This window comes from Vicinamibacterales bacterium (assembly GCA_036496585.1).
GTDB lineage: Bacteria > Acidobacteriota > Vicinamibacteria > Vicinamibacterales > 2-12-FULL-66-21 > JAICSD01.
The window spans coordinates 51,395-69,323 of sequence record DASXLB010000003.1; the positions used below are offsets into that span (position 1 = coordinate 51,395).

Genomic DNA, 17,929 nt, shown 5'->3' on the forward strand with positions numbered 1-17,929 from the left:
GGGCCGTCCGGCCGTCCCCAGTGGAGGGTACATGCGTAAGGCGTTGCTGACCGGAGTGATGGCTGTGGCGGCAATTGCCGCCGCCTGCGGCGGGGCGAAGAACGATGCCGGGAAGGTGCCCGACAAGCTGCGGTTCATGATCATTCCGAAGTCGCTCGACATCCCGGTGTTCAACTACGCCAAGGTCGGCGCCGAGCGCCAGGCGAAGGAATACGGCAACGTCGAGATCCTGTGGAACGCGCCGGCCTCGCCCGATCAGCTGAAGCAGAAGGAGATCCTCGAGTCGGCGATCACGCAGCACGTGGACGGGATCGCGATCTCGTCGCTCAACGGCGACTTCCTGACCGAGACGATCAACAAGGCGATCGACGCCGGCATCCCTGTGACAACGTGGGATTCCGACGCGCCGAAGTCGAAGCGCTATGCCTTCTACGGCGTCGACGATCTGGCGTCCGGACGCATCATGGGCGAGGAGGCCGTCCGGCTGCTCGGCGGCAAGGGCAAGGTAGCGATCATCACCAGCGTCGGCGCCAGCAACCTGCAGCAGCGGCTCGACGGCATCAAGGAAGCGCTCGCCAAGGCGCCCGGCATCCAGATCGTCGAGACCTACGACATCAAGGAGGACACGGTGCGCTGCGCCGAGTTCATCGCCGCCGGCACGACCCGCTATCCCGACTTGGCGGCGTGGCTCTCGACCGGCGGCTGGCCCGTGTTCACCCGCAACGCCACGGCCCCGGTCGACCCCGCGAAGACGAAGTTCATCTCGTTCGATACGATCGAGCCGGCGCTGTCGCTGCTGCGCGAGGGCAAGGTCACCGTCCTGGTCGGTCAGAAGTATTTCGGCTGGGGCAGCGAGTCGGTGAAGCTGCTCTACGACATCAAGCACGGCAAGATGCCCGCTTCTCCGATCATCGACTCCGGCGTCGACGTGGTCACCAAGGAGAACGTCGACGACTACGTCACGAAGTGGAAGAAGATGGAGAGCGGATCGTAGGCCGCCGCGCCTACCCGAGCAGTCGATCGAACGCGTCTGGCGGCAGATCGACCAGCGACTTGACCACCACGTCGGCGGGCAGCGGCACGCGGCCGTTGACGCCGACGCACTTGATGCCGGCGCGGCGCGCGCCTTCGATCCCCATGGCCGCGTCCTCGACGACGATCGCCCGCGACGGAGGCACACCGAGCCGCCTGGCGCCGGTGAGAAAGACTTCCGGATCCGGCTTCCCCGCCGTCACGTCCTCGGCCGTCACCACCGTCTCGAACACGTGGTCGACGTCGAGCGCGCGCAGCATCACCTCGGCGTTGGCGCGCGGCGCCGACGTGACGATGGCCTGCTTCCAGCCGGCCTCGTGCAGCCGGGTCAGCCAGTCGCGCGCGCCGGGGAGCGGCGTCAGGCCGTGCGCGGCGACGAGCCGGCGGTACTCGGCTTCTTTGGTATCGGCGAGCTGCGCCGATCGCTCCGGCGTATAGCCCGAGCCGAGCCACTCACGCATGATCGGATCGTTCTTCCTGCCGAAGCTGGCGAGGAACTGCTCGTAGCTGATGGACAGCCCCTCCGGCGCGAGGATGTCGCGCCAGGCCTGCCAGTGAAACTCCTCGGAATCGACCAGCGTGCCGTCCAGATCCCATAAGACTGCAGAAGGACGCGAAGGAACGCTCATCTGGCGCGACGCCCCTTCGTGTCCTTCGCGTCCTTCCCTTCCTTTTCTTGACCATAGTAGGCGTCGGGCCCGTGCTTGCGGCCGTGATGCTTGTCGACGAGACACGGGTCGGGCCGGGGCGCGTCGGGATTGAGGGCGCGCACCTTCCACTCCAGCCGCGCGACGAACTCGAGCGCCTCGGCGCGCTCGATCGCCTCGAACGGATCTTTGCCCCAGGTGAACGGACCGTGATTGGCTACCAGCACGGCCGGCATCGCGTCGGGCGACAGCTTCTGCTCCGTGAATGTTTCGACGATGACGCCGCCGGTGTTGATCTCGTAGTCGCGCTCGATCTCCGCCTCGCGCATCGGGCGCGTCACCGGAATGTCGCCATAGAAATAGTCGGCGTGCGTGGTGCCCATGCAGCGGATCGGCAGGCGCGCCTGCGCGAAGACCGTCGCATACTCCGAGTGGGTGTGAACGATGCCGCCGATCGAGGGAAACGCCAGATACAGCGCCAGGTGCGTCGGGGTATCGGACGAGGGGCGCAGCTTGCCCGCGATGACCTTGCCGCTCCCGAGCGACACGGCGACCATGTCCTTCGCGGTCAGACGCTCGTAGGGCACGCCGCTCGGCTTGATCATCATCACGCCGGCGCGGCGATCGACCGCCGAGACGTTGCCGAACGTACCCAACACCAGTCCGGTTTCAGCGAGGCGCCGGTTGGCGCGGAAGACCACGTCACGCAGTTGCAACGACCGTTTTCTCCTTGAGCGCGAGCAGACGCTTCATCAGCGAGCCCAGATCCGTTCGGGCGCCGGCGCCGCCGCCCACCTTCGCCGAGGCTTCGGCGGGCAAGCCAAACGCGTCGTGCAGCTCGCGATAGATCCCATACAACTCATCGTACACGACCCTGGCGTCGGGCCTCGGCTCGAAGCGCTTCGCCTTGATCGTCGTCATGCGATCCTGCGCGTCGGTCCATGAGTCGTAGCCCCCGGCCTTCGCGCCCGCGGTGACCGCCGCGGACACGGCTGAGCCGAGCGCCGGCGTCTGCGGCGAACCCGCGATCAGCATCGGCTGGCCGATGACGTCGGCGTAGATCTGCATGAAGACGGCGTTCTTCTCGGCAATGCCGCCGCAGCACACGACGCGCTCAATCGGCACCCCGTATTCGCGCATGCGCTCGACGATGGCGCGGGCGCCGAACGCCGTCCCTTCGATCAGCGCGCGGTAGACCTCGGCGCGGGTGGTGTGCAGCGTCTGGCCGAGGATCAGCCCGGTCAGCCGAGTGTCGACGAGGATCGTACGGTTGCCGTTGTTCCAGTCGAGCGCGACGAGCCCCGACTCCCCCGGCTTCAGGGCAGCGGCCTCGGTGGACAGCGACACGTGGAGCGAGTCGTCTCCGTCGCAAATACCGTCGACCCACCAGTTGAGCAGGTCGCCGACGGCCGATTGCCCCGCTTCGATGCCGTAGTAGCCGGGCATGATCGAGCCGTTGACGATGCCGCAGATGCCGGGGACGTCGGCCATCGGCGTGGACGCCGGCGCGATCGCGCAGTCGCAGGTGGAGGTGCCGATGATCTTGACGAGCGTGCCAGTGCGAATGCCGGACCCGACCGCGCCGTAGTGCGCGTCGAAGCCGCCCATCGCGATGGCGATGCCTTCGCGCAGCCTGAATTCGCGCGCCCAGTTCGCGCTCAGCGCGCCGGCCGGGGTGCCCGGCGGCAGCGCCCTGTCGTAGAGCCGGTCGCGCAACTCAGCGAGCTTCGGGTCGAGCCGCGTCAGGAACGCCTTCGGCGGCAGCCCTCCCCAGCCGTCAGAGTACATCGCCTTGTGGCCGGCGGCGCAGATGCATCGGACGATGGCGCGCGGATCGGTGACGCCGGCGAGGACGGCGGGGACGAAGTCGGCCAGCTCGACCCAGCTCGCCGCTGCGTCGAACACGTCCGGGGCCACCTTCAGGCAATGCCAGATCTTCGACCACCACCACTCGGACGAGTAGGTGCCGCCGATCGGCGCGAGCAGTTCCGGATTGTAGGACCTGGCGATCTCGGTGAGAGCGACCGCCTCGGCCGCTGACGTGTGGTCCTTCCAGAGCCAGGCGTGTGCGGCGAGGTTCGTCTGCCACGCGGGATCGATCGCCAGCGGCCGAGCCTGAGCGTCGATCGGAAGCGGCGTCGAGCCGGTCGTATCGACCCCGATGCCGATCACCTGGTCGCGGCTGAACGCGCCGGTGGCGGTCTCGGCCTCCGCAAGCGCCCCTGCGACGGCCGCTCGCAGACCTTCGATGTAATCGGCCGGGTTCTGCCGCGCCAGGTGGGGCTGCTTCGGGTCGAGCAGCACGCCGTGATCGCCGCTCGGGTAATCGAAGACGCGGGCGCCGGCCACGCTGCCGTCGGTGGTGTTGACGATGACGGCGCGGACGGAATTGGTGCCGTAGTCGATGCCGATGGTATAGGTGGCCATGGTGGTCTGAACAACAACGAGTGCAGTCTGACGGCGGATGCTAGCGACGCACCACGCGCACGCCGTACACCGTGGCGATGTCGCTGCCCCCGCTCGCCTGGAAGCGGACGGTCACCTTGGCCTTTCCCTGCGGAATCAGCGCCAGCGGGATCTCGTACTCGTGGTCGAAGAAGCGATCCTCGCTCGCAACCTCGAAGCGCTCCTGCGCGACGGCCTGGCCGTCGACGAGGATGTCGAAGGACCGCGGATGCCGGCTGTCGGCGTGATACGTCACAACCAGGACGTTCTGGTGGGCGCTCTCGACCGGCAGGTCATACGAGAACCATCCCCGGCCGCCGCGGCCGGCGCGCCCCTCGACGCGCGCAATCGGCGCGTTGTCCCCCTGCTGGTTGTAGGTGCGCTCCTGCGCGGCATCACCGGGCCGGACGTACGCGATCGTCGCGGCCTCGATCTGGTGCTGGCGATCGACGGCAGCGGATGCGTCAGCGGACTTTTTCGTCCAGTCTGACGGCGTATACAGATCGAAGTAGCCCATGTAGACGTGCCGGTGCAGGCGATAGAACGGCACGAGATCGATCTCGTGGGGTTTCCCGACGCCTTGCGTCCGGAACGAACCCGCCTTGTCGGCCGCCGGCTTGATCCAGTCGGCAGGTGTCGCGCTGGCGCTCACGATCACCGGGATGTCGATGTTGACGGGCGTCTGGCCGCCGCCGCGCCCGGTACGCGCCGGCTCGGGCCCGAGGTCGCCGGCGAGCACCAGCGGCCCCCACATGATCGCCGCGCGATGCGGATCGTTCGCCAGCCGCTCCAGGCGCAGCGCCTTCGGCATGTCCAGCGCGATCGTATCACCGGACTTCCAGGCGCGTGTCAGCTCGACGTACGAGCCGGGCGGCGTGATCGACGAGGCGGCAACGGCCTGACCGTTGACCGTCACACCGAAGCCCTCGCCGGCCCACTGCGGACGCCGCATCGCAACGGTGAATGTCTTCGGCGACGCCAGCGTCAGCGTCATCTTCGCGTCGTCACCCTCGGGGAACGTCGTGTCCATCGCGACCCTGACGCCTTCGGCGCTCCACTCTGCCGTTGAAGGCGTGTAGACGTTCACCCACAGTTTCTGCGGCGCCGTGTAATACAGGCCGTAGCCATGCAGGGCGTGGTTCTCCATGCCGGTGCCGACGCAGCAAGTGAAACTGCCCTGATTGGTCGCCGTCGGCAGCAGGTCCTGATACTCGCGCCGCACACCCTGCCCGACCGGCACCATGTAGCAGGTGCTGCCGTCGGTTGGATCGATCGATCCGAGCACGTGGTTGAACAGCGCCCGCTCCTGGAACGCCGCATACTCCTCGTCGGGCCTGAGTGCGAACAGCTCGCGCGTCAGCTTGAGCATGTTGTAGACGTTGCAGCTCTCCGCCGTCCGCCCTTCGACGATGTTGCTCAGATGGTCGGCCTCGCGGAAGTACTCGTCCTTGCCGTGGCCGCCGGTGGCGAAGGTGTGATGCTTGACGACGCGATCCCAGAAGAAAGCCGAGCCGAAGCCGTCGCTCAGGTCGCCTGTATAGATGAAGCGCGCCAGCGATCCGATGGCCTTGGGAATCGTCGCGTTGCCGTGCAGGCCGCTCAGATCGTCCTCGTGCTCCTTCCAGGGATCGACCACGGCCCGATACTCGAAGTGGTACGACAGATCGAGCCAGCGCCGATCGCCGGTGTCGGCATAGAGGTCGACGAGCACCTCGTTCATGCCGCCGAACTCGGTCCCCAGCATCTTCTGCGTCTGCTCGTCGTTCAGCTTCGACAGGATCTGCGCCGCCCATTCCGCGTACCTGGTCTCGATGTCGAGCGCTTTCTGGTTGCCGGTGTAGTGATAGGCATCGCGCAGCCCGGCGTAGGTCTTGTGCAGCGTGTACCACGGCGACCAGAGGCCGTTCAGATCGAACGAGGCCGACTTGATCGTGCCGGCGGCCAGGTCGTTGAACGCCTGCTCGCCGTTCATGATGGCTCCCAGATAGCCGTTCTGGTGCGCGTCCTGCACAACCTTCAATTCGTCGACGATGTAGTCGGCGCGCTGCTTGAAGCGGACGTCGCCGGTCGCCGCGTACATGTAACTGATCGCCGAGAGGTAGTGGCCGGCGATATGCCCGGTCAGCTGGCGCCCTTCCCCGTCCCAGCCGCCATACGGCTCGGCCTTCTTCGGCAATCCGGCGCGCGTGCGATAGAACGACAGCATCCGGTCGGGCTCGAGCGCCAGCAGGTACTGCGCGTCGAGTTCCTGCGCGCGCTTGAGCGGACCGCCGGTCAGCCGCACCGCTTCGAGCGGCAACGGTTGCGCCGTTTCAGCGATCTTCGGGGTCGCACGCCTGGATTCAGATGTCTGCCGCACCGTTCGCTCCGCGCTCAGCCGAGGCGCCGCCAGCGCGGCCGTCACGCCAGCCGTCGCGCCGAGCACCGCGAGTTTCTGATATACCATTCGCCTGCCAAAGGAGATCCGCATGAGCGGAGTATCGCGCATTGCACCCGTTTTTGTCCCGCTGTCTCTGACGACTGGGGCGGCGTCGGCTCAGGGCACCTGCAGGGGAAGGTCCTGCTGGTCGCCGCCGGACCAGCAGGCGCTCGAGCATCAGACGGCGCGGAGCACGCAATGAGAATCCTTCGGTACACGCTGGTAATCCTGACGGCGCTTCTGGTCGATTTCGCCGCGCAGACGCATTTTGCGTCGCTCGCGACGCTGGCGAAGGATCGGCCCGATTATCCCGTCCAGCCGGTGCCGTTCACGGCGGTCAAGCTGGACGACGTGTTCTGGGCGCCGCGGATCGAGACGAACCGGAAGGTGACTATCCCGGCTGCGTTCCAGAAATGCGAGGAGAGCGGCCGCGTCAACAACTTCGAGCGCGCGGCACAGGCGCTGCGCGGTGAAGCGCACGACATGAAGGCGCCGGGCTATCCGTTCGACGACACCGATCTCTACAAAGTGATCGAAGGCGCGTCGTACGTGCTCAGCGTGCAGCCGGATCCGAAGCTCGACTCCTACGTCGACGGCCTGATCGCCAAGATCGCCGCGGCGCAGGAGCCCGACGGCTACATCTACACCACGCGCACGATCAATCCGGAGAACCCGCACCGCTGGTCGGGGAAGCAACGTTGGGTGAACGAGCGCAACGACAGCCACGAGCTCTACGATCTCGGCCACCTCTTCGAGGCCGCCGCCGCGCATTACCAGGCGACGGGCAAGAAGAACTTCCTCGACGTGGCCACCAGGGCGGCCGACCTGCTGGTGAACACCTTCGGCCCTGGCAAGCGGACGATCTGGCCGGGGCATCAGATCACCGAGATGGCGCTCGTGAAGCTGTACCGCGTCACGGGCCGCGAGGACTACCTGACCCTGGCAAGATTCCTGATCGACCAGCGCGGCCCCGACACCGTCCCGCCCGGCGAGACCATCAACCCCAGCGGACTCGAGTACAACCAGGCGCAGGCGCACGTCATCGATCAGAGCGAGCCGGTCGGCCACGCCGTCCGCGCCATGTACATGTATTCCGGCATGGCGGACGTGGCGGCGCTCGAGAACGACGCGAAGATCGAGGCGGCTGGCGATCGCATCTGGGAGAACCTCGTCAAGTCGAAGCTCTATCTCACGGGCGGCATCGGCGCCGCGGCCGGCCACGAGGGATTCGGCGATCCGTACGAGCTGCCGAACATGACGGCCTACAACGAAACGTGTGCCTCGGTCGGCATGGACTACTGGAACCACCGGCAGTTCCTGCTGCACGGCGACGCCAAGTACATCGACATCATGGAGCGGACGCTCTACAACGGGCTTATCTCGGGCGTCTCGCTGAAGGGGGACACCTTTTTCTATCCGAACCCGCTCGAGTCGAATGGCCAGCATGCGCGGCAGGAGTGGTTCGGGGTCGCCTGCTGCCCCGGCAACATCACCCGCTTCATGGCCTCGGTGCCCGGCTACATCTACGCGAAGAAAGCGGACACGCTCTACGTGAACCTGTACGCCGGCGGCAGCGCCGACGTCGATCTCGCGGGTGGCAAGCTGAAGGTCGAACAGCACACCCGCTATCCGTGGGACGGTGCGGTGACGATCCGACTGACGCCAGACACCGCGCGCGCCTTCACCGTGGACGTCCGGATTCCCGGCTGGGCGCGCGAGCAGCCGGTCCCATCGGATCTCTATCGCTATGCGGACGCGGCGGCACCGGCGCCGACGCTGTCGGTCAATGCCACGCCGGTCCCGCTCACGGTCGGCGCCGACGGCTACGCCGCGATCACGCGGACGTGGAACGCCGGCGACACGATCGAGCTGAACCTCCCGATGCCCGTCCGGCGCATCGCCGCCCACGACAAGGTCGCGGCCGATCGCGATCGCGTCGCGCTGCAGCGCGGTCCGATCGTCTATGCCGCCGAGTGGCCCGACAATCCCAACGGCAAGGTCAGGAACATCGTCCTGCCTGGCGCCAGCGCCCTGAAGGCGGCGTTTCGCGACGATCTCCTGAACGGCGTCGACGTGATCACGGGACCGGCGTTCGGGCTCTCCTACGACGCAGCCGGAAAGGTGCGCAAGGTCCAGCAGCCGTTCGTCGCCATCCCCTACGCGACCTGGGCAAACCGCGGCCGCGGCCAGATGGCCGTGTGGATTGCGACCGCCGACGCGGCGGCCAAGCCGACGCCTTACCCGACCGTGGCCACCACCTCGACGCTGACGAATTCGCCGAGCACCAGACGCATCCAGAACATCATCGACGGCGAGACGCCGTCGGCTTCGAACGACTCGACGTCGTACTTCGACTGGTGGCCGCGCAACGGATGCCCGTCCGCTCCCCCCGCTCCTCCTGGAGACTCCGGAGGGCAGGCGCGTCCGTGCTCCACCGGGGAATGGATCGAGATGGCGTTCGCGAAGCCGTCCACGATCTCGGCAGCGCAGGTCTACTGGTTCGACGACACCGGGCGCGGCGGAGTGCGCGTGCCGCAGTCGTGGCGCCTCCTCTACCGGGAAGGGGACGAGTGGAAACCGGTCCACGCCTCAATGGAGTACGGCGTCGCCAGGGATCGCTTCAACAGCGTCCGCTTCGCGCCGGTGACGACCAGCGCGCTGCGCCTCGAGTTGACCATGCAGGCTGGCGTGTCAGCCGGCGTGCAGAAGTGGACGGTGAAGTGAGCAGATCGGTGATCTGAAAATGCGATCGGCCTGTCGGGATCGCGGCGCCTGGACGGCTTGGACCGTCGATCAAAGGTGATATCGTGGTTATGCCAGTCGTCCACTCGAGGTTGCCGATGCACGTTCGTCTGACGCTCGCCCTTCTGCTCGCCGTCGTGCCGCTGGCCGCTGCGCCGCCCCGTCAGGCTCCCCAAGCTCAGGAACCGCAGCCCCAGGAGACGCTTCCCAAGGTGCCGAACGACTCGCTTCGAGCGACGATCGAGGGCTGCCTGAAGGGGCGCGTCATCCGCGCCTACGACGTGCGCCAGCCCGATACGACCACAGGCATCCCGATCCACAGCAAGTCGTTTCGGGTCGAGGGCAAGAAGGACGTGATCGAGCTCGTGAAGAAGAACGACGGGATGCACGTGGAGATCGTCGGGATTATCAAGAAGTCGGCGCTGATCGAGCCGGGGATGAAATTCAAGGGCGGGCGGGTGGTCGTCGGCGGCGGAAGCAGCGCGGCGGGCATGAGCGGCAGTGCCCCGGATCCTGCCGAGAACGTGGTCGTCGTCGACGCCGAGAGGTTGACCCCGTTCGGCGACAGCTGCACCGGCAAGTAGCCCGTCCCCGCGCCGGGGCTCAATGGGTCATCGAGTAGATGATGTAGTTGACCCCGAGCTTGTACGCCTCGTTGGAGAGATCAATCGGCGCGAACCCCGTATCCGACCACTCCCAGTACTGCGAGACGTCGTTGTTGTAGTTGGCGATGATCTGGAGCGGCTTGTTCGGATTGTCGTGGTCGGACAGGCCGAAGAACATCGGCGTGCCGCGGTCGTAGGCCTGGTGGAACTGCAGCGTCTGGATGTCGAAGAACGAGTGAAAGATCGGATGCGTGAGCGGAATCTCGCGCAGGTGCTCGCCCGGCAGCACGCGCTGCATCGACTCGGTGAAGTTCTCCCAGTCGTATGGCCCACGGAAATCGTCGAAGATGATGAACCCGCCCTTCAGCAGGTACTGGCGCATCGCGATGACGTCCTTGTCGGAGAGCTCCATGAACCCCGGTTCGGTCGCGTAGACCACGGGGTACTGGAACAGCGCCGGATCGCCGATGTTCACCACCCGCGTGCCGTCGACGTGCGGGTTCATGTCGGTGACCGCGTTCAGAATTCTGACGATGTTGTTCTCGGCTCTGGAGCCTTCGCGAATCGGCAGGTAGCCGTGCGCCCACGCCGGCAGGCCGCCGTAGTAGTAGCCGCCGGGGCCGGTGGTGAAGCTGAGCCGGGCGAAGACGTAGCGCCCGTCGTAGTTGGGGGCCGCATCGATGGGCACGTCGATCGGCGACATGTTCCAGCGGCGCTGTGCCGCCGCGGTCAGCGCGGACGCCGCCACCAGCACGGCGATCAGAAACGGTCGGACGAGGCGGCGCATGGAACCTCCGGCGCGAACACTGTAAGCCTACGCCTTTCCCGCATCCACGTCGAGGATGAAGGAAATCAGGCCGCGGAAGTAGGTCTGCTGGTCGTCGTACTCGGCGAGGTGGCTGCCGTTGGGACAGAACAGAAAGCGTCCCTTGGGCAGCTGCTTGGCCACCCACTCCATGTGGGCCGGGTCCATCGTGTCGTACTTGGCGCCGATGACGAGCGTCGGCACCGCGATGTTGTGGATGTCCTTGGTGCGATCCCAGTTGGCGAGCTTGCCGCTGGCGCCCATCTCGCTCGGCCCCTGCATCGGCACGTAGATCTTCGGGTTCTCGTGCTTGAACGCACGCGTGACCGGATCAGGCCACTGATCGGGCGGCATCCGGAGCAGGTGCTGGGTGTAGAAATTCGGGATGAGCAGCTCCATGTAGCGCGGATCCTCGTACTTCCCCGCCGCCTCGAGCTCCTTGATCTCGGCCAGCGCGGTCTGATCCATCGCCGGCATCAGCACCTTCTGCGCGTACTCGTTGTACTGCGGGATGCTCATCATCATGTTGGAGATGACCAGCCCCTTCAGGTTCTGCTGATACTTGAGCGCGTACTCGGCGGCGAGCAGGCCGCCCCACGACTGGCCGAAGAGATAGAAGTTGTCCTTCGTCAGGCCCAGCGCCTGGCGGACCTGCTCCACTTCCTCGACGAAGCGCGGCAGCTCCCACAGTTCCGGTTTGTCCGGCTGGTCGCTATAGTACGAACCGAGCTGATCGTAGTAGTAGTACTCGATGCCGGCGCCGGGGAAATAGCTGTCGAACGCCTCGAGATACTCGTGTGTGACGCCGGGACCGCCGTGCAGGAGCAGCACCTTGATGCGCGGATTGCTGCCGACCCGCTTGGTCCACACCTTGAAACTGCCGGCGGGCGTCGTGATCGGAATCATCCGCACCCCGCCGGCCAGCACGTCGGGACGGCCGGCGTTGTCGAAGTAGGCGTTCGGCTGTGCCGTCGTGCCAGCCTGCCCTGCTCCAGGCGCCTGCGCCCTCGCGCAGCCCGCAACCAGCACACACACCGCACCGACGACAAAAAGTCTCATGCCGCTGGATTGTACCCAACTCGATGCGCCTGTCACGCGCGTACTAAAGCACTCGCAGGCGCCGCCCCGGCAGGAACGGTGACGAGGCGATCTGCCCTTCGAAGGCGGCCCCCCAGCGGCCGGGAATCGCCGTGCCGCAATCGGGACACGCGCCAGACGACGTGATCCGGTAGGAGCGAACCAGGTATCCATAGCGCTCGACGAGCAGCGCCGAGCACTGATGGCAGCGCGTGTTCTCGAGATCTCCGACGTGGCCTGGCAGGTTGCCGGCATAGACGTATTTCAAACCGGCATCCTGCGCAAACGCCGCCGCCCGCATCAGCATCTCGGGCGTCGTATTCTCGGGATCGCTCATCCGGTAGTCCTTGTGAAACGCGGTCACGTGCCAGGGCAGCAGCGGCGACACCGACGCGACGAACGCCGTCAGCCGCCTCAGTTCGTCGTCGCTGTCGTTGAAGCCTCGAATCAGCAGCGTGACGAGCTCCACCCATACACCCATCTCGTGCAGCCGACGGATCGTGAACAGGATCGGATCAAGCCGGCCGCCGAGCTGCCGGTAGTGCCGATCGTCGAAGCTCTTGAGATCGACCTTATAGAGATCGATGTACGGCCTGATGTAGCTCAGCACCCGATCGGTGCCGTTGCCGTTGGAGACGAAGCCCGTCATCAGTCCGGCAGTGCGCGCGTGCCGGAAAATCTCGACGGCCCACTCCGCGGTGATGAGCGGCTCGTTGTAGGTCGAGACGACCACCCGCGCGCCGAGGCGGCGGGCGTCGGCGACGAGCGCGGCGGGCGACGCGTCGGACGGCGGCGCAGTCGCGTTCGGATCGCGGAGGGCCTGCGACGTGACCCAGTTCTGGCAGTACGAGCAGTGAAGGTCGCAGCCGAGCATCCCGAACGAATACGCGAGCGCCCCCGGGTGGGCGTGGAAGAACGGCTTCTTCTCGATCGGATCGCACTGCACGCCGCCGACGTAGCCCCAGGGTACGCGCAGCCGTCCGCCCTCGACGAATCGCACCTTGCAGACGCCGGACGCACCCTCGGGAATCGGGCACGCGTGCCCGCAGGCGTAGCAGCGGATTCGATCTCTCGCGATCGGCTCGACCAGCTCGGACGCCGCTTCCGTGGTCCGCTCGGCCAGCACTTCGGTAAGCGTGGCCATACGGCCCCATTATGCCAGTTACAATCGAGGCATGAAGACCGTCGCGGTCATCGGCGCCTCGTCCAATCGCGCCAAGTTCGGCAATCGGGCGCTGCGCGCCTTCGAACGGCAGGGCTACAAGGTCCTGGCGATCAATCCCAACGAAGCCGAGGTGGAGGGCCACAAGACGTATCCTTCGGTGCTCGACGTGCCGGAAGCAATCGACATGGCGACGGTTTACGTGCCGGGGCACATCGGCGTGAAGATCCTCGACGACCTCGCCAAGAAGGGGGTGCCTGAAATCTGGTTGAATCCTGGCGCCGACGAGGACGCCGTGCTCGAGCGAGCCCGAGCGCTCGGGCTCAACGTGATCGTGGCGTGCTCGATCATGGGGATCGGCGAGTCCCCCTGGGGCGGCTGAGCGCCTCTACTCCGCGCGCAGTGCGGCGATTGGATCGGCGCGGCCGGCCCGGACGGCCGGCATGAGCGCGGCGGCGAGCCCGCTCGCCACGATCAGGATCGCGGCGGCGGCATTTGAGAGGACGTCGGCACGACGCCGTATAGCAGGCTGGCGATGAACCTCGAACCCCAGATCGCCAGGATCAATCCCGAAGGCCTGCCGATCACGTCGTAGCCGAGCTCTTCAGCGGCTTGACCAGGACCTTCGATCGCCGGCCGCTCCGATCGTACTTCTCGCGTCGCCCCGGCGGCAGGTCGTCGGGCGCGCCTTCCACGAATCCGGCCTTCGACTGGAAGTAGGTGAAGGCCTGCGTCGACAGCGCGAACAGCCGTGACAGGCCCAGCTCCCGGGCGCGCGCCTCGACGAACTGCACGAGCGTACGGCCGATCCCCTGATGTTCGTGGGCGTGGCTCACGTAGAGCGACGCCAGTTCCCCCGTCCGGCTCGCAGCATCGATGTGCAGCGCGACCGCCGCGACCGGGTTCCGGTCGATCTCGAAGATGTAGTAGTCGCCGATCGACTGCTCGATGCTGGCGCGCGTCCGCTCGACGAGCTCGCCTGCCTCGACGCCCTGTCGGATCAGCGCCTGGATCGCCTGCACGTCCTTCTTCCGGGCCGGCCGGATCTGCCGGTATTCGTTGGCGTGCACCAGGGTGCCGATTCCCTCGTTGGAGAATACTTCGGCCAGCAGCCCCTCTTCTTCCCGCCCGTTGACGATGTGCACACGCTCGACGCCGGCCCGGCACGCGGCGACCGCCCACTGCGCCTTCGACAGGCTCTCGGGCAGGATCTCGTCGCGGCGCTGCTTGAAGGTCGCCTCGAGATCGTCGGCGCTCACCTGGCGCAGCAGTTCGCCGCGCACGAACAGTCCGCTGGCGCTGGTGAGAAAGATCACTTTGATCGCCTTGAGCGCGTCGGCGATGGCCACGGCCGCAGCGTCGGAGTTGACGCGATAGGTGCGGCCGTCGCCGTCGAAGCCGAGCGGCGGGATCACCGGCACCACGCCCTGCGCCAGGAGTGCCTGCAGCATCTCGGCGTCGACCCGTTCGACGCGGCCGGTGAACTGCTGATCGATGCCGTGCAGGATGCCCGCCGGATGCGCGACGATGGCGTTGGTGACCGCGGCGCGCAGGTCGGTGACAGCGAGCCCTTCGAGAATCTCGTGCGAGAGCCGCGTCGAGGCCGTCAGCGCCAGCTCGAGCGTCGCGGCGTCGGTGATCCCCCCACCCTCCAGGTCGCTCGGCACGACGGCGCGTGCCGCGCCGAGCTCGGCGATCTGCGCCGAGGCGCCGTGCACGAGGACGACGCGAATGCTCAGCGACCGCAGCACGGCCACGTCGAGCAGGATGCGCCCGAAGTTCTCGTCGGTGACGATCGTGCCGTCGACGGCGAGCACGAACGTCCGCTCGCGGTAGCGCGGAACGTATTGGAGGATGCCGCGAAGGTCGGTTGGATTCACGGAAAGATCTTGCCTGGGTTCAACAGCCCCGCCGGGTCGAATGCCTGCTTGACCCGCATCATCGCCGCAATCGTCGCCTCGTCGAGCCCGATCGACAGGTATTTCGCCTTCACGAAGCCGATGCCGTGCTCACCGCTGATCGCCCCTTCGAGCGCCACGACCCCTTCGAACAGCACCCGCTCGGCCTCATGCGCGCGGCGCAGCTCATCTTCGTCGCCGGGCGTCACCATGATGTTGACGTGGATGTTGCCGTCGCCGGCATGGCCGAAGGCCGGGATGCGCAGCCGGTAGTCGCGCTTCAACCGGCCGACCAGCCCGAACAGCTGCGGGATCCGACCCTTCGGTACGACGACGTCGTGATTGAACTTGATCGGCGTGATCGTCTTCAGCGAGAAGGACAGCTCACGGCGCACGCGCCAGAGGTTCTCGCGCTCGGCCGTGTCTCGAGCCCGCAGGATCTCGGTCGCGCCCGCGTCGCGGCAGGCCTGCTCGACGCGGCGCGCTTCTTCGGCGACCGCCTCGGCCAGGCCGTCGACTTCGAGCAGCAGGAGGGCCCCCGTCCCCGGTGGCGCCAGCCGCTCCCCTTTCAGATACGTCGCAACCGCCTCGAGCGAGTCGCCGTCGATCAGCTCGAGCGCCGCCGGCATGACGCGCGCGGCGATCACGTTGGTCACCGCCCGCGCCGCCGCTTCGACGGTCGCGAACGTCGCGCGCAGCGTCGCCTGCGCCGGCGGCTTCGGAATCAACCGGAGAATGATCCGGGTGATGATCGCCAGCGTCCCCTCGGAGCCGACGAGCAGGTGGGTGAGGTCGTAGCCGACGACGTTCTTCACGGTCTTGCCGCCGGTCTCGATGATGTCGCCGTTGGCCAGCACCGCCTGCAGGCCGAGCACGTACTGCTTGGTCGTGCCGTACTTGAACGCGCGCGGTCCGCCGGCGCACTCGGCCACGTTGCCGCCGATCACCGACGTCTTGAGCGAGGCGGGATCGGGCGGATAGAACAGGCCCAGCTTCTCCACCGCCGCCTGCAGATCGCCGTTGATCACGTTGGGCTCGACGACGGCGATCAGGTTGTCTTCGTCGATCTCGAGGATGCGGTTCATCCGCTCCATCGAGATGACGAGGCCGCCGCGAACCGGCACCGCACCGCCGGTGTACCCCGTCCCGCCGCCGCGCGGCACGAACGGGACGCCGCGCGCAGCGCACAGCCGGACGATGGCCGCCACCTGGTGGGCGCCGTCGGGCAGGACGACCGCATCGGGCGGATGTCCGCGCTTCAGCGCGTCGGCGCCGTAGATCTCGAGCGAGACCGGGTCGAAGCGGACGTGTGCCGCGCCGACCACGTCGCGCAGGGCGTCGAGCAGATCAGACTGAAGCGGCACGAACCGAACGGCTCGCCAGGAACTCGAGAATGCGCTGTGAGCCGCGCTCCAATTCCTTCAACGACGTGGCGTATGAGATGCGCAGGAAACCGGGCGCGTCGAACGCCTCCCCCGGCGTCAGCGCGACGTGCGCTTCGCTGAGGAGCGCCGCCGCCAGTTCGCCGGACGTGCGGATGCCGTCCGGCGACAGGAATTCGGAGACGTCCGGGAACATGTAGAAGGCGCCAGCCGGCTTGACCATCCGCATGCGCGGATCGGCCGACAGCCAGATCGAGAGCTGATCGCGGCGCCGCCGGTACTCGTCGAGCATCTCGGTGACGCAGCCCTGCGGGCCGCGCAGCGCCGCTTCGGCGGCGCGCTGCGAGATCGAGCAGGCGTTCGAGGTCGAGTGGCTCTGGATGGCGTTGCAGGCGCCGATCAGACTCTTCGGCCCGACGACCCAGCCGCAGCGCCACCCCGTCATCGCGTACGCCTTCGAGGCCGAGCCACAAAGCACGGCGCGCTCCCGCAGTCGGTTCGAGAGCACGCCGATGATGTTGTGCGGGACGGGATCGTAGACGAGCCGGTCGTAGCAGAGATCGAGCAGCACCCAGATGCCGCGCTTGGCCGCGACGTCAGCGATCGCCGCGACGTCGGCCTCGGAGATGAGCGCGCCGGTCGGGTTGCCGGGCGAGTTGATGATGATCCCCTTCGTGCGCGGCGTGACGGCGCCGAGGATCGCGTCGGCCGTGACGGTGAAGCCGTTCTCGACGTGCGTCCGGACGATGACCGGCGTCGCTTCGGCGAGCTTGACCTGCTCGACCAGCGTCGGCCAGCCGGGCATGTGGGTGATCACCTCGTCGCCCGGGCCGAAGAGCGCCAGGATGCTGTTGTAGAGAGCCTGCTTGCCGCCGGCGCTGACGATCACTTCCGCGGTCGAGTACTCGACGCCGTTGTCGAGGCGATGCCGCTCGACGATCGCCTTCTTGAGATCCTCGGTGCCGGAGTTGGTGGTGTACTTCGTGAAGTTGTCGTCGATGGCGCGGTGGGCCGCGGCCGAGACGTGCGGCGGGGTCGGGAAGTCCGGCTCGCCGGCGCCGAAGTCGACGATGTCGATCCCCTGGGCCTTCATCTTCAGCGCGTCGGCCGTGACCTTCATCGTCGGCGACATGGCAATCCGGGCGGTGCGGGCGGCGAGTTCCATCGATCAGGCCCTCAAGGTCTGCCGGCCGAGCCGCTTGTCGCGGAGCCGGGATTCGACAATCGTCGGCACGAGGTTGGTCACGGAGCCGCCCAGCGCGACGACCTCCTTGACGATCCGCGAGCTCACGTAGGTATAGGTTTCCGACGGCATCATGAACACGGTTTCGACGACAGGATTGAGGTGGCGGTTCATGAGCGCCATCTGCATCTCGTACTCGAAGTCCGACACGGCGCGCAGTCCGCGCACGATCACGCCGGCCCCCTTGCGGCGAGCGTACTCGACCAGCAGGCCGTCGAAGGTGTCCACCTCGACATTGGGATTGTCGCGGAAGACGTCGCGGACGAGGTCGACGCGCTCCTGCACGCTGAAGAGCGGCGCCTTCTCGATGTTGAGGAGGATGGCGACGACAATCCGGTCGAACAGCCGCGAGCCGCGCTGGATGATGTCGACGTGACCGTTGTGCAGCGGGTCGAACGAGCCGGGATAGATCGCGATCCTGTCAGCGTTCATAAAAAGACAAGGCGCTGTCCCCGGCTTTCACCGTGCGCCG

General features: G+C 66.8%; 15 protein-coding genes. 4 read left to right on the plus strand and 11 right to left on the minus strand.

The window, feature by feature from the left end:
* Positions 1-31: 31 nt before the first annotated feature.
* Positions 32-994, plus strand: coding sequence for a sugar-binding protein (locus VGI12_00490; GenBank protein HEY2431117.1), 963 nt, complete (start codon positions 32-34; stop codon positions 992-994).
* Positions 995-1,004: 10 nt separating this feature from the next.
* On the opposite strand, the gene VGI12_00495 is transcribed toward VGI12_00490, so the two are convergent.
* From VGI12_00495 to VGI12_00510, 4 genes are read right to left on the minus strand one after another with little or no spacing between them, the layout of a single operon-like run.
* Positions 1,005-1,661 carry an HAD family phosphatase gene (locus VGI12_00495; GenBank protein ID HEY2431118.1) on the minus strand — a complete coding sequence of 219 codons (657 nt, stop codon included), beginning with the start codon at positions 1,659-1,661 and terminating at the stop codon, positions 1,005-1,007.
* Positions 1,658-2,395 (minus strand): L-ribulose-5-phosphate 4-epimerase AraD, encoded by a 738-nt coding sequence (gene araD / locus VGI12_00500; protein ID HEY2431119.1) that lies wholly within the window; start codon positions 2,393-2,395, stop codon positions 1,658-1,660. The genes VGI12_00495 and araD overlap by 4 nt, the downstream gene beginning before the upstream one ends.
* The gene (locus VGI12_00505) at positions 2,382-4,106 is read right to left on the minus strand and encodes a ribulokinase (protein ID HEY2431120.1); all 1,725 of its coding nucleotides are present in this window, start codon (positions 4,104-4,106) and stop codon (positions 2,382-2,384) included. The genes araD and VGI12_00505 overlap by 14 nt, the downstream gene beginning before the upstream one ends.
* 40 nt (positions 4,107-4,146) lie before the next feature.
* Positions 4,147-6,570 carry a beta-L-arabinofuranosidase domain-containing protein gene (locus VGI12_00510; GenBank protein ID HEY2431121.1) on the minus strand — a complete coding sequence of 808 codons (2,424 nt, stop codon included), beginning with the start codon at positions 6,568-6,570 and terminating at the stop codon, positions 4,147-4,149.
* 171 nt (positions 6,571-6,741) lie between these two features.
* On the opposite strand from VGI12_00510, the gene VGI12_00515 reads away from it, so the two are divergent.
* Both VGI12_00515 and VGI12_00520 read left to right on the plus strand, forming a co-directional pair.
* Positions 6,742-9,267, plus strand: a complete 2,526-nt coding sequence (locus VGI12_00515; GenBank protein ID HEY2431122.1) for a glycoside hydrolase family 127 protein — start codon at positions 6,742-6,744, stop codon at positions 9,265-9,267.
* A 116-nt stretch (positions 9,268-9,383) separates the two neighbouring features.
* On the plus strand, positions 9,384-9,869 hold the full coding sequence (locus VGI12_00520) for a hypothetical protein (protein HEY2431123.1): 486 nt from the start codon (positions 9,384-9,386) through the stop codon (positions 9,867-9,869).
* 19 nt (positions 9,870-9,888) lie between these two features.
* Here VGI12_00520 and VGI12_00525 read toward each other — a convergent pair whose 3' ends face one another.
* From VGI12_00525 to amrS, 3 genes are read right to left on the minus strand one after another with little or no spacing between them, the layout of a single operon-like run.
* Entirely contained in the window at positions 9,889-10,677 is a 789-nt protein-coding gene (locus VGI12_00525) for a DUF4159 domain-containing protein (GenBank protein ID HEY2431124.1), read from the minus strand.
* A gap of 27 nt (positions 10,678-10,704) precedes the next feature.
* Positions 10,705-11,754, minus strand: coding sequence for a proline iminopeptidase-family hydrolase (locus tag VGI12_00530; protein ID HEY2431125.1), 1,050 nt, complete (start codon positions 11,752-11,754; stop codon positions 10,705-10,707).
* A 43-nt stretch (positions 11,755-11,797) separates the two neighbouring features.
* Complete coding sequence (gene amrS / locus VGI12_00535; GenBank protein ID HEY2431126.1) at positions 11,798-12,916, minus strand: AmmeMemoRadiSam system radical SAM enzyme; 1,119 nt, start codon at positions 12,914-12,916, stop codon at positions 11,798-11,800.
* A 31-nt stretch (positions 12,917-12,947) separates the two neighbouring features.
* Here amrS and VGI12_00540 point away from each other — a divergent pair, with 31 nt between their 5' ends.
* Positions 12,948-13,316, plus strand: a complete 369-nt coding sequence (locus VGI12_00540) for a CoA-binding protein (protein HEY2431127.1) — start codon at positions 12,948-12,950, stop codon at positions 13,314-13,316.
* 202 nt (positions 13,317-13,518) lie between these two features.
* Here the strand turns inward: VGI12_00540 and argA are convergent, their stop codons facing one another.
* From argA to coaD, 4 genes are read right to left on the minus strand one after another with little or no spacing between them, the layout of a single operon-like run.
* Positions 13,519-14,814, minus strand: coding sequence for an amino-acid N-acetyltransferase (gene argA / locus VGI12_00545; GenBank protein ID HEY2431128.1), 1,296 nt, complete (start codon positions 14,812-14,814; stop codon positions 13,519-13,521).
* Positions 14,811-16,196: an FAD-linked oxidase C-terminal domain-containing protein gene (locus VGI12_00550; protein ID HEY2431129.1), complete on the minus strand. Its 1,386-nt coding sequence runs from the start codon at positions 16,194-16,196 to the stop codon at positions 14,811-14,813. Before VGI12_00550 ends, argA begins: the two co-directional genes overlap by 4 nt.
* Positions 16,180-17,379 (minus strand): pyridoxal phosphate-dependent aminotransferase, encoded by a 1,200-nt coding sequence (locus VGI12_00555; GenBank protein ID HEY2431130.1) that lies wholly within the window; start codon positions 17,377-17,379, stop codon positions 16,180-16,182. Before VGI12_00555 ends, VGI12_00550 begins: the two co-directional genes overlap by 17 nt.
* A 3-nt stretch (positions 17,380-17,382) precedes the next feature.
* A complete protein-coding gene (gene coaD, locus VGI12_00560) occupies positions 17,383-17,889 on the minus strand; it encodes a pantetheine-phosphate adenylyltransferase (GenBank protein HEY2431131.1) in 507 nt (168 codons plus the stop codon).
* Positions 17,890-17,929 lie beyond the last annotated feature (40 nt).

Excerpts from the sequence above, each read along its gene's own strand:
- VGI12_00490 (HEY2431117.1), top strand. The coding sequence starts at position 32 with ATGCGTAAGGCGTTGCTGACCGGAGTGATGGCTGTGGCGGCAATTGCC.
- VGI12_00495 (HEY2431118.1), bottom strand. The coding sequence starts at position 1,661 with ATGAGCGTTCCTTCGCGTCCTTCTGCAGTCTTATGGGATCTGGACGGC.
- VGI12_00505 (HEY2431120.1), bottom strand. The coding sequence starts at position 4,106 with ATGGCCACCTATACCATCGGCATCGACTACGGCACCAATTCCGTCCGC.
- VGI12_00510 (HEY2431121.1), bottom strand. The coding sequence starts at position 6,570 with ATGGTATATCAGAAACTCGCGGTGCTCGGCGCGACGGCTGGCGTGACG.
- VGI12_00515 (HEY2431122.1), top strand. The coding sequence starts at position 6,742 with ATGAGAATCCTTCGGTACACGCTGGTAATCCTGACGGCGCTTCTGGTC.
- VGI12_00520 (HEY2431123.1), top strand. The coding sequence starts at position 9,384 with ATGCACGTTCGTCTGACGCTCGCCCTTCTGCTCGCCGTCGTGCCGCTG.
- VGI12_00525 (HEY2431124.1), bottom strand. The coding sequence starts at position 10,677 with ATGCGCCGCCTCGTCCGACCGTTTCTGATCGCCGTGCTGGTGGCGGCG.
- VGI12_00530 (HEY2431125.1), bottom strand. The coding sequence starts at position 11,754 with ATGAGACTTTTTGTCGTCGGTGCGGTGTGTGTGCTGGTTGCGGGCTGC.
- amrS (HEY2431126.1), bottom strand. The coding sequence starts at position 12,916 with ATGGCCACGCTTACCGAAGTGCTGGCCGAGCGGACCACGGAAGCGGCG.
- VGI12_00540 (HEY2431127.1), top strand. The coding sequence starts at position 12,948 with ATGAAGACCGTCGCGGTCATCGGCGCCTCGTCCAATCGCGCCAAGTTC.
- VGI12_00555 (HEY2431130.1), bottom strand. The coding sequence starts at position 17,379 with ATGGAACTCGCCGCCCGCACCGCCCGGATTGCCATGTCGCCGACGATG.
- coaD (HEY2431131.1), bottom strand. The coding sequence starts at position 17,889 with ATGAACGCTGACAGGATCGCGATCTATCCCGGCTCGTTCGACCCGCTG.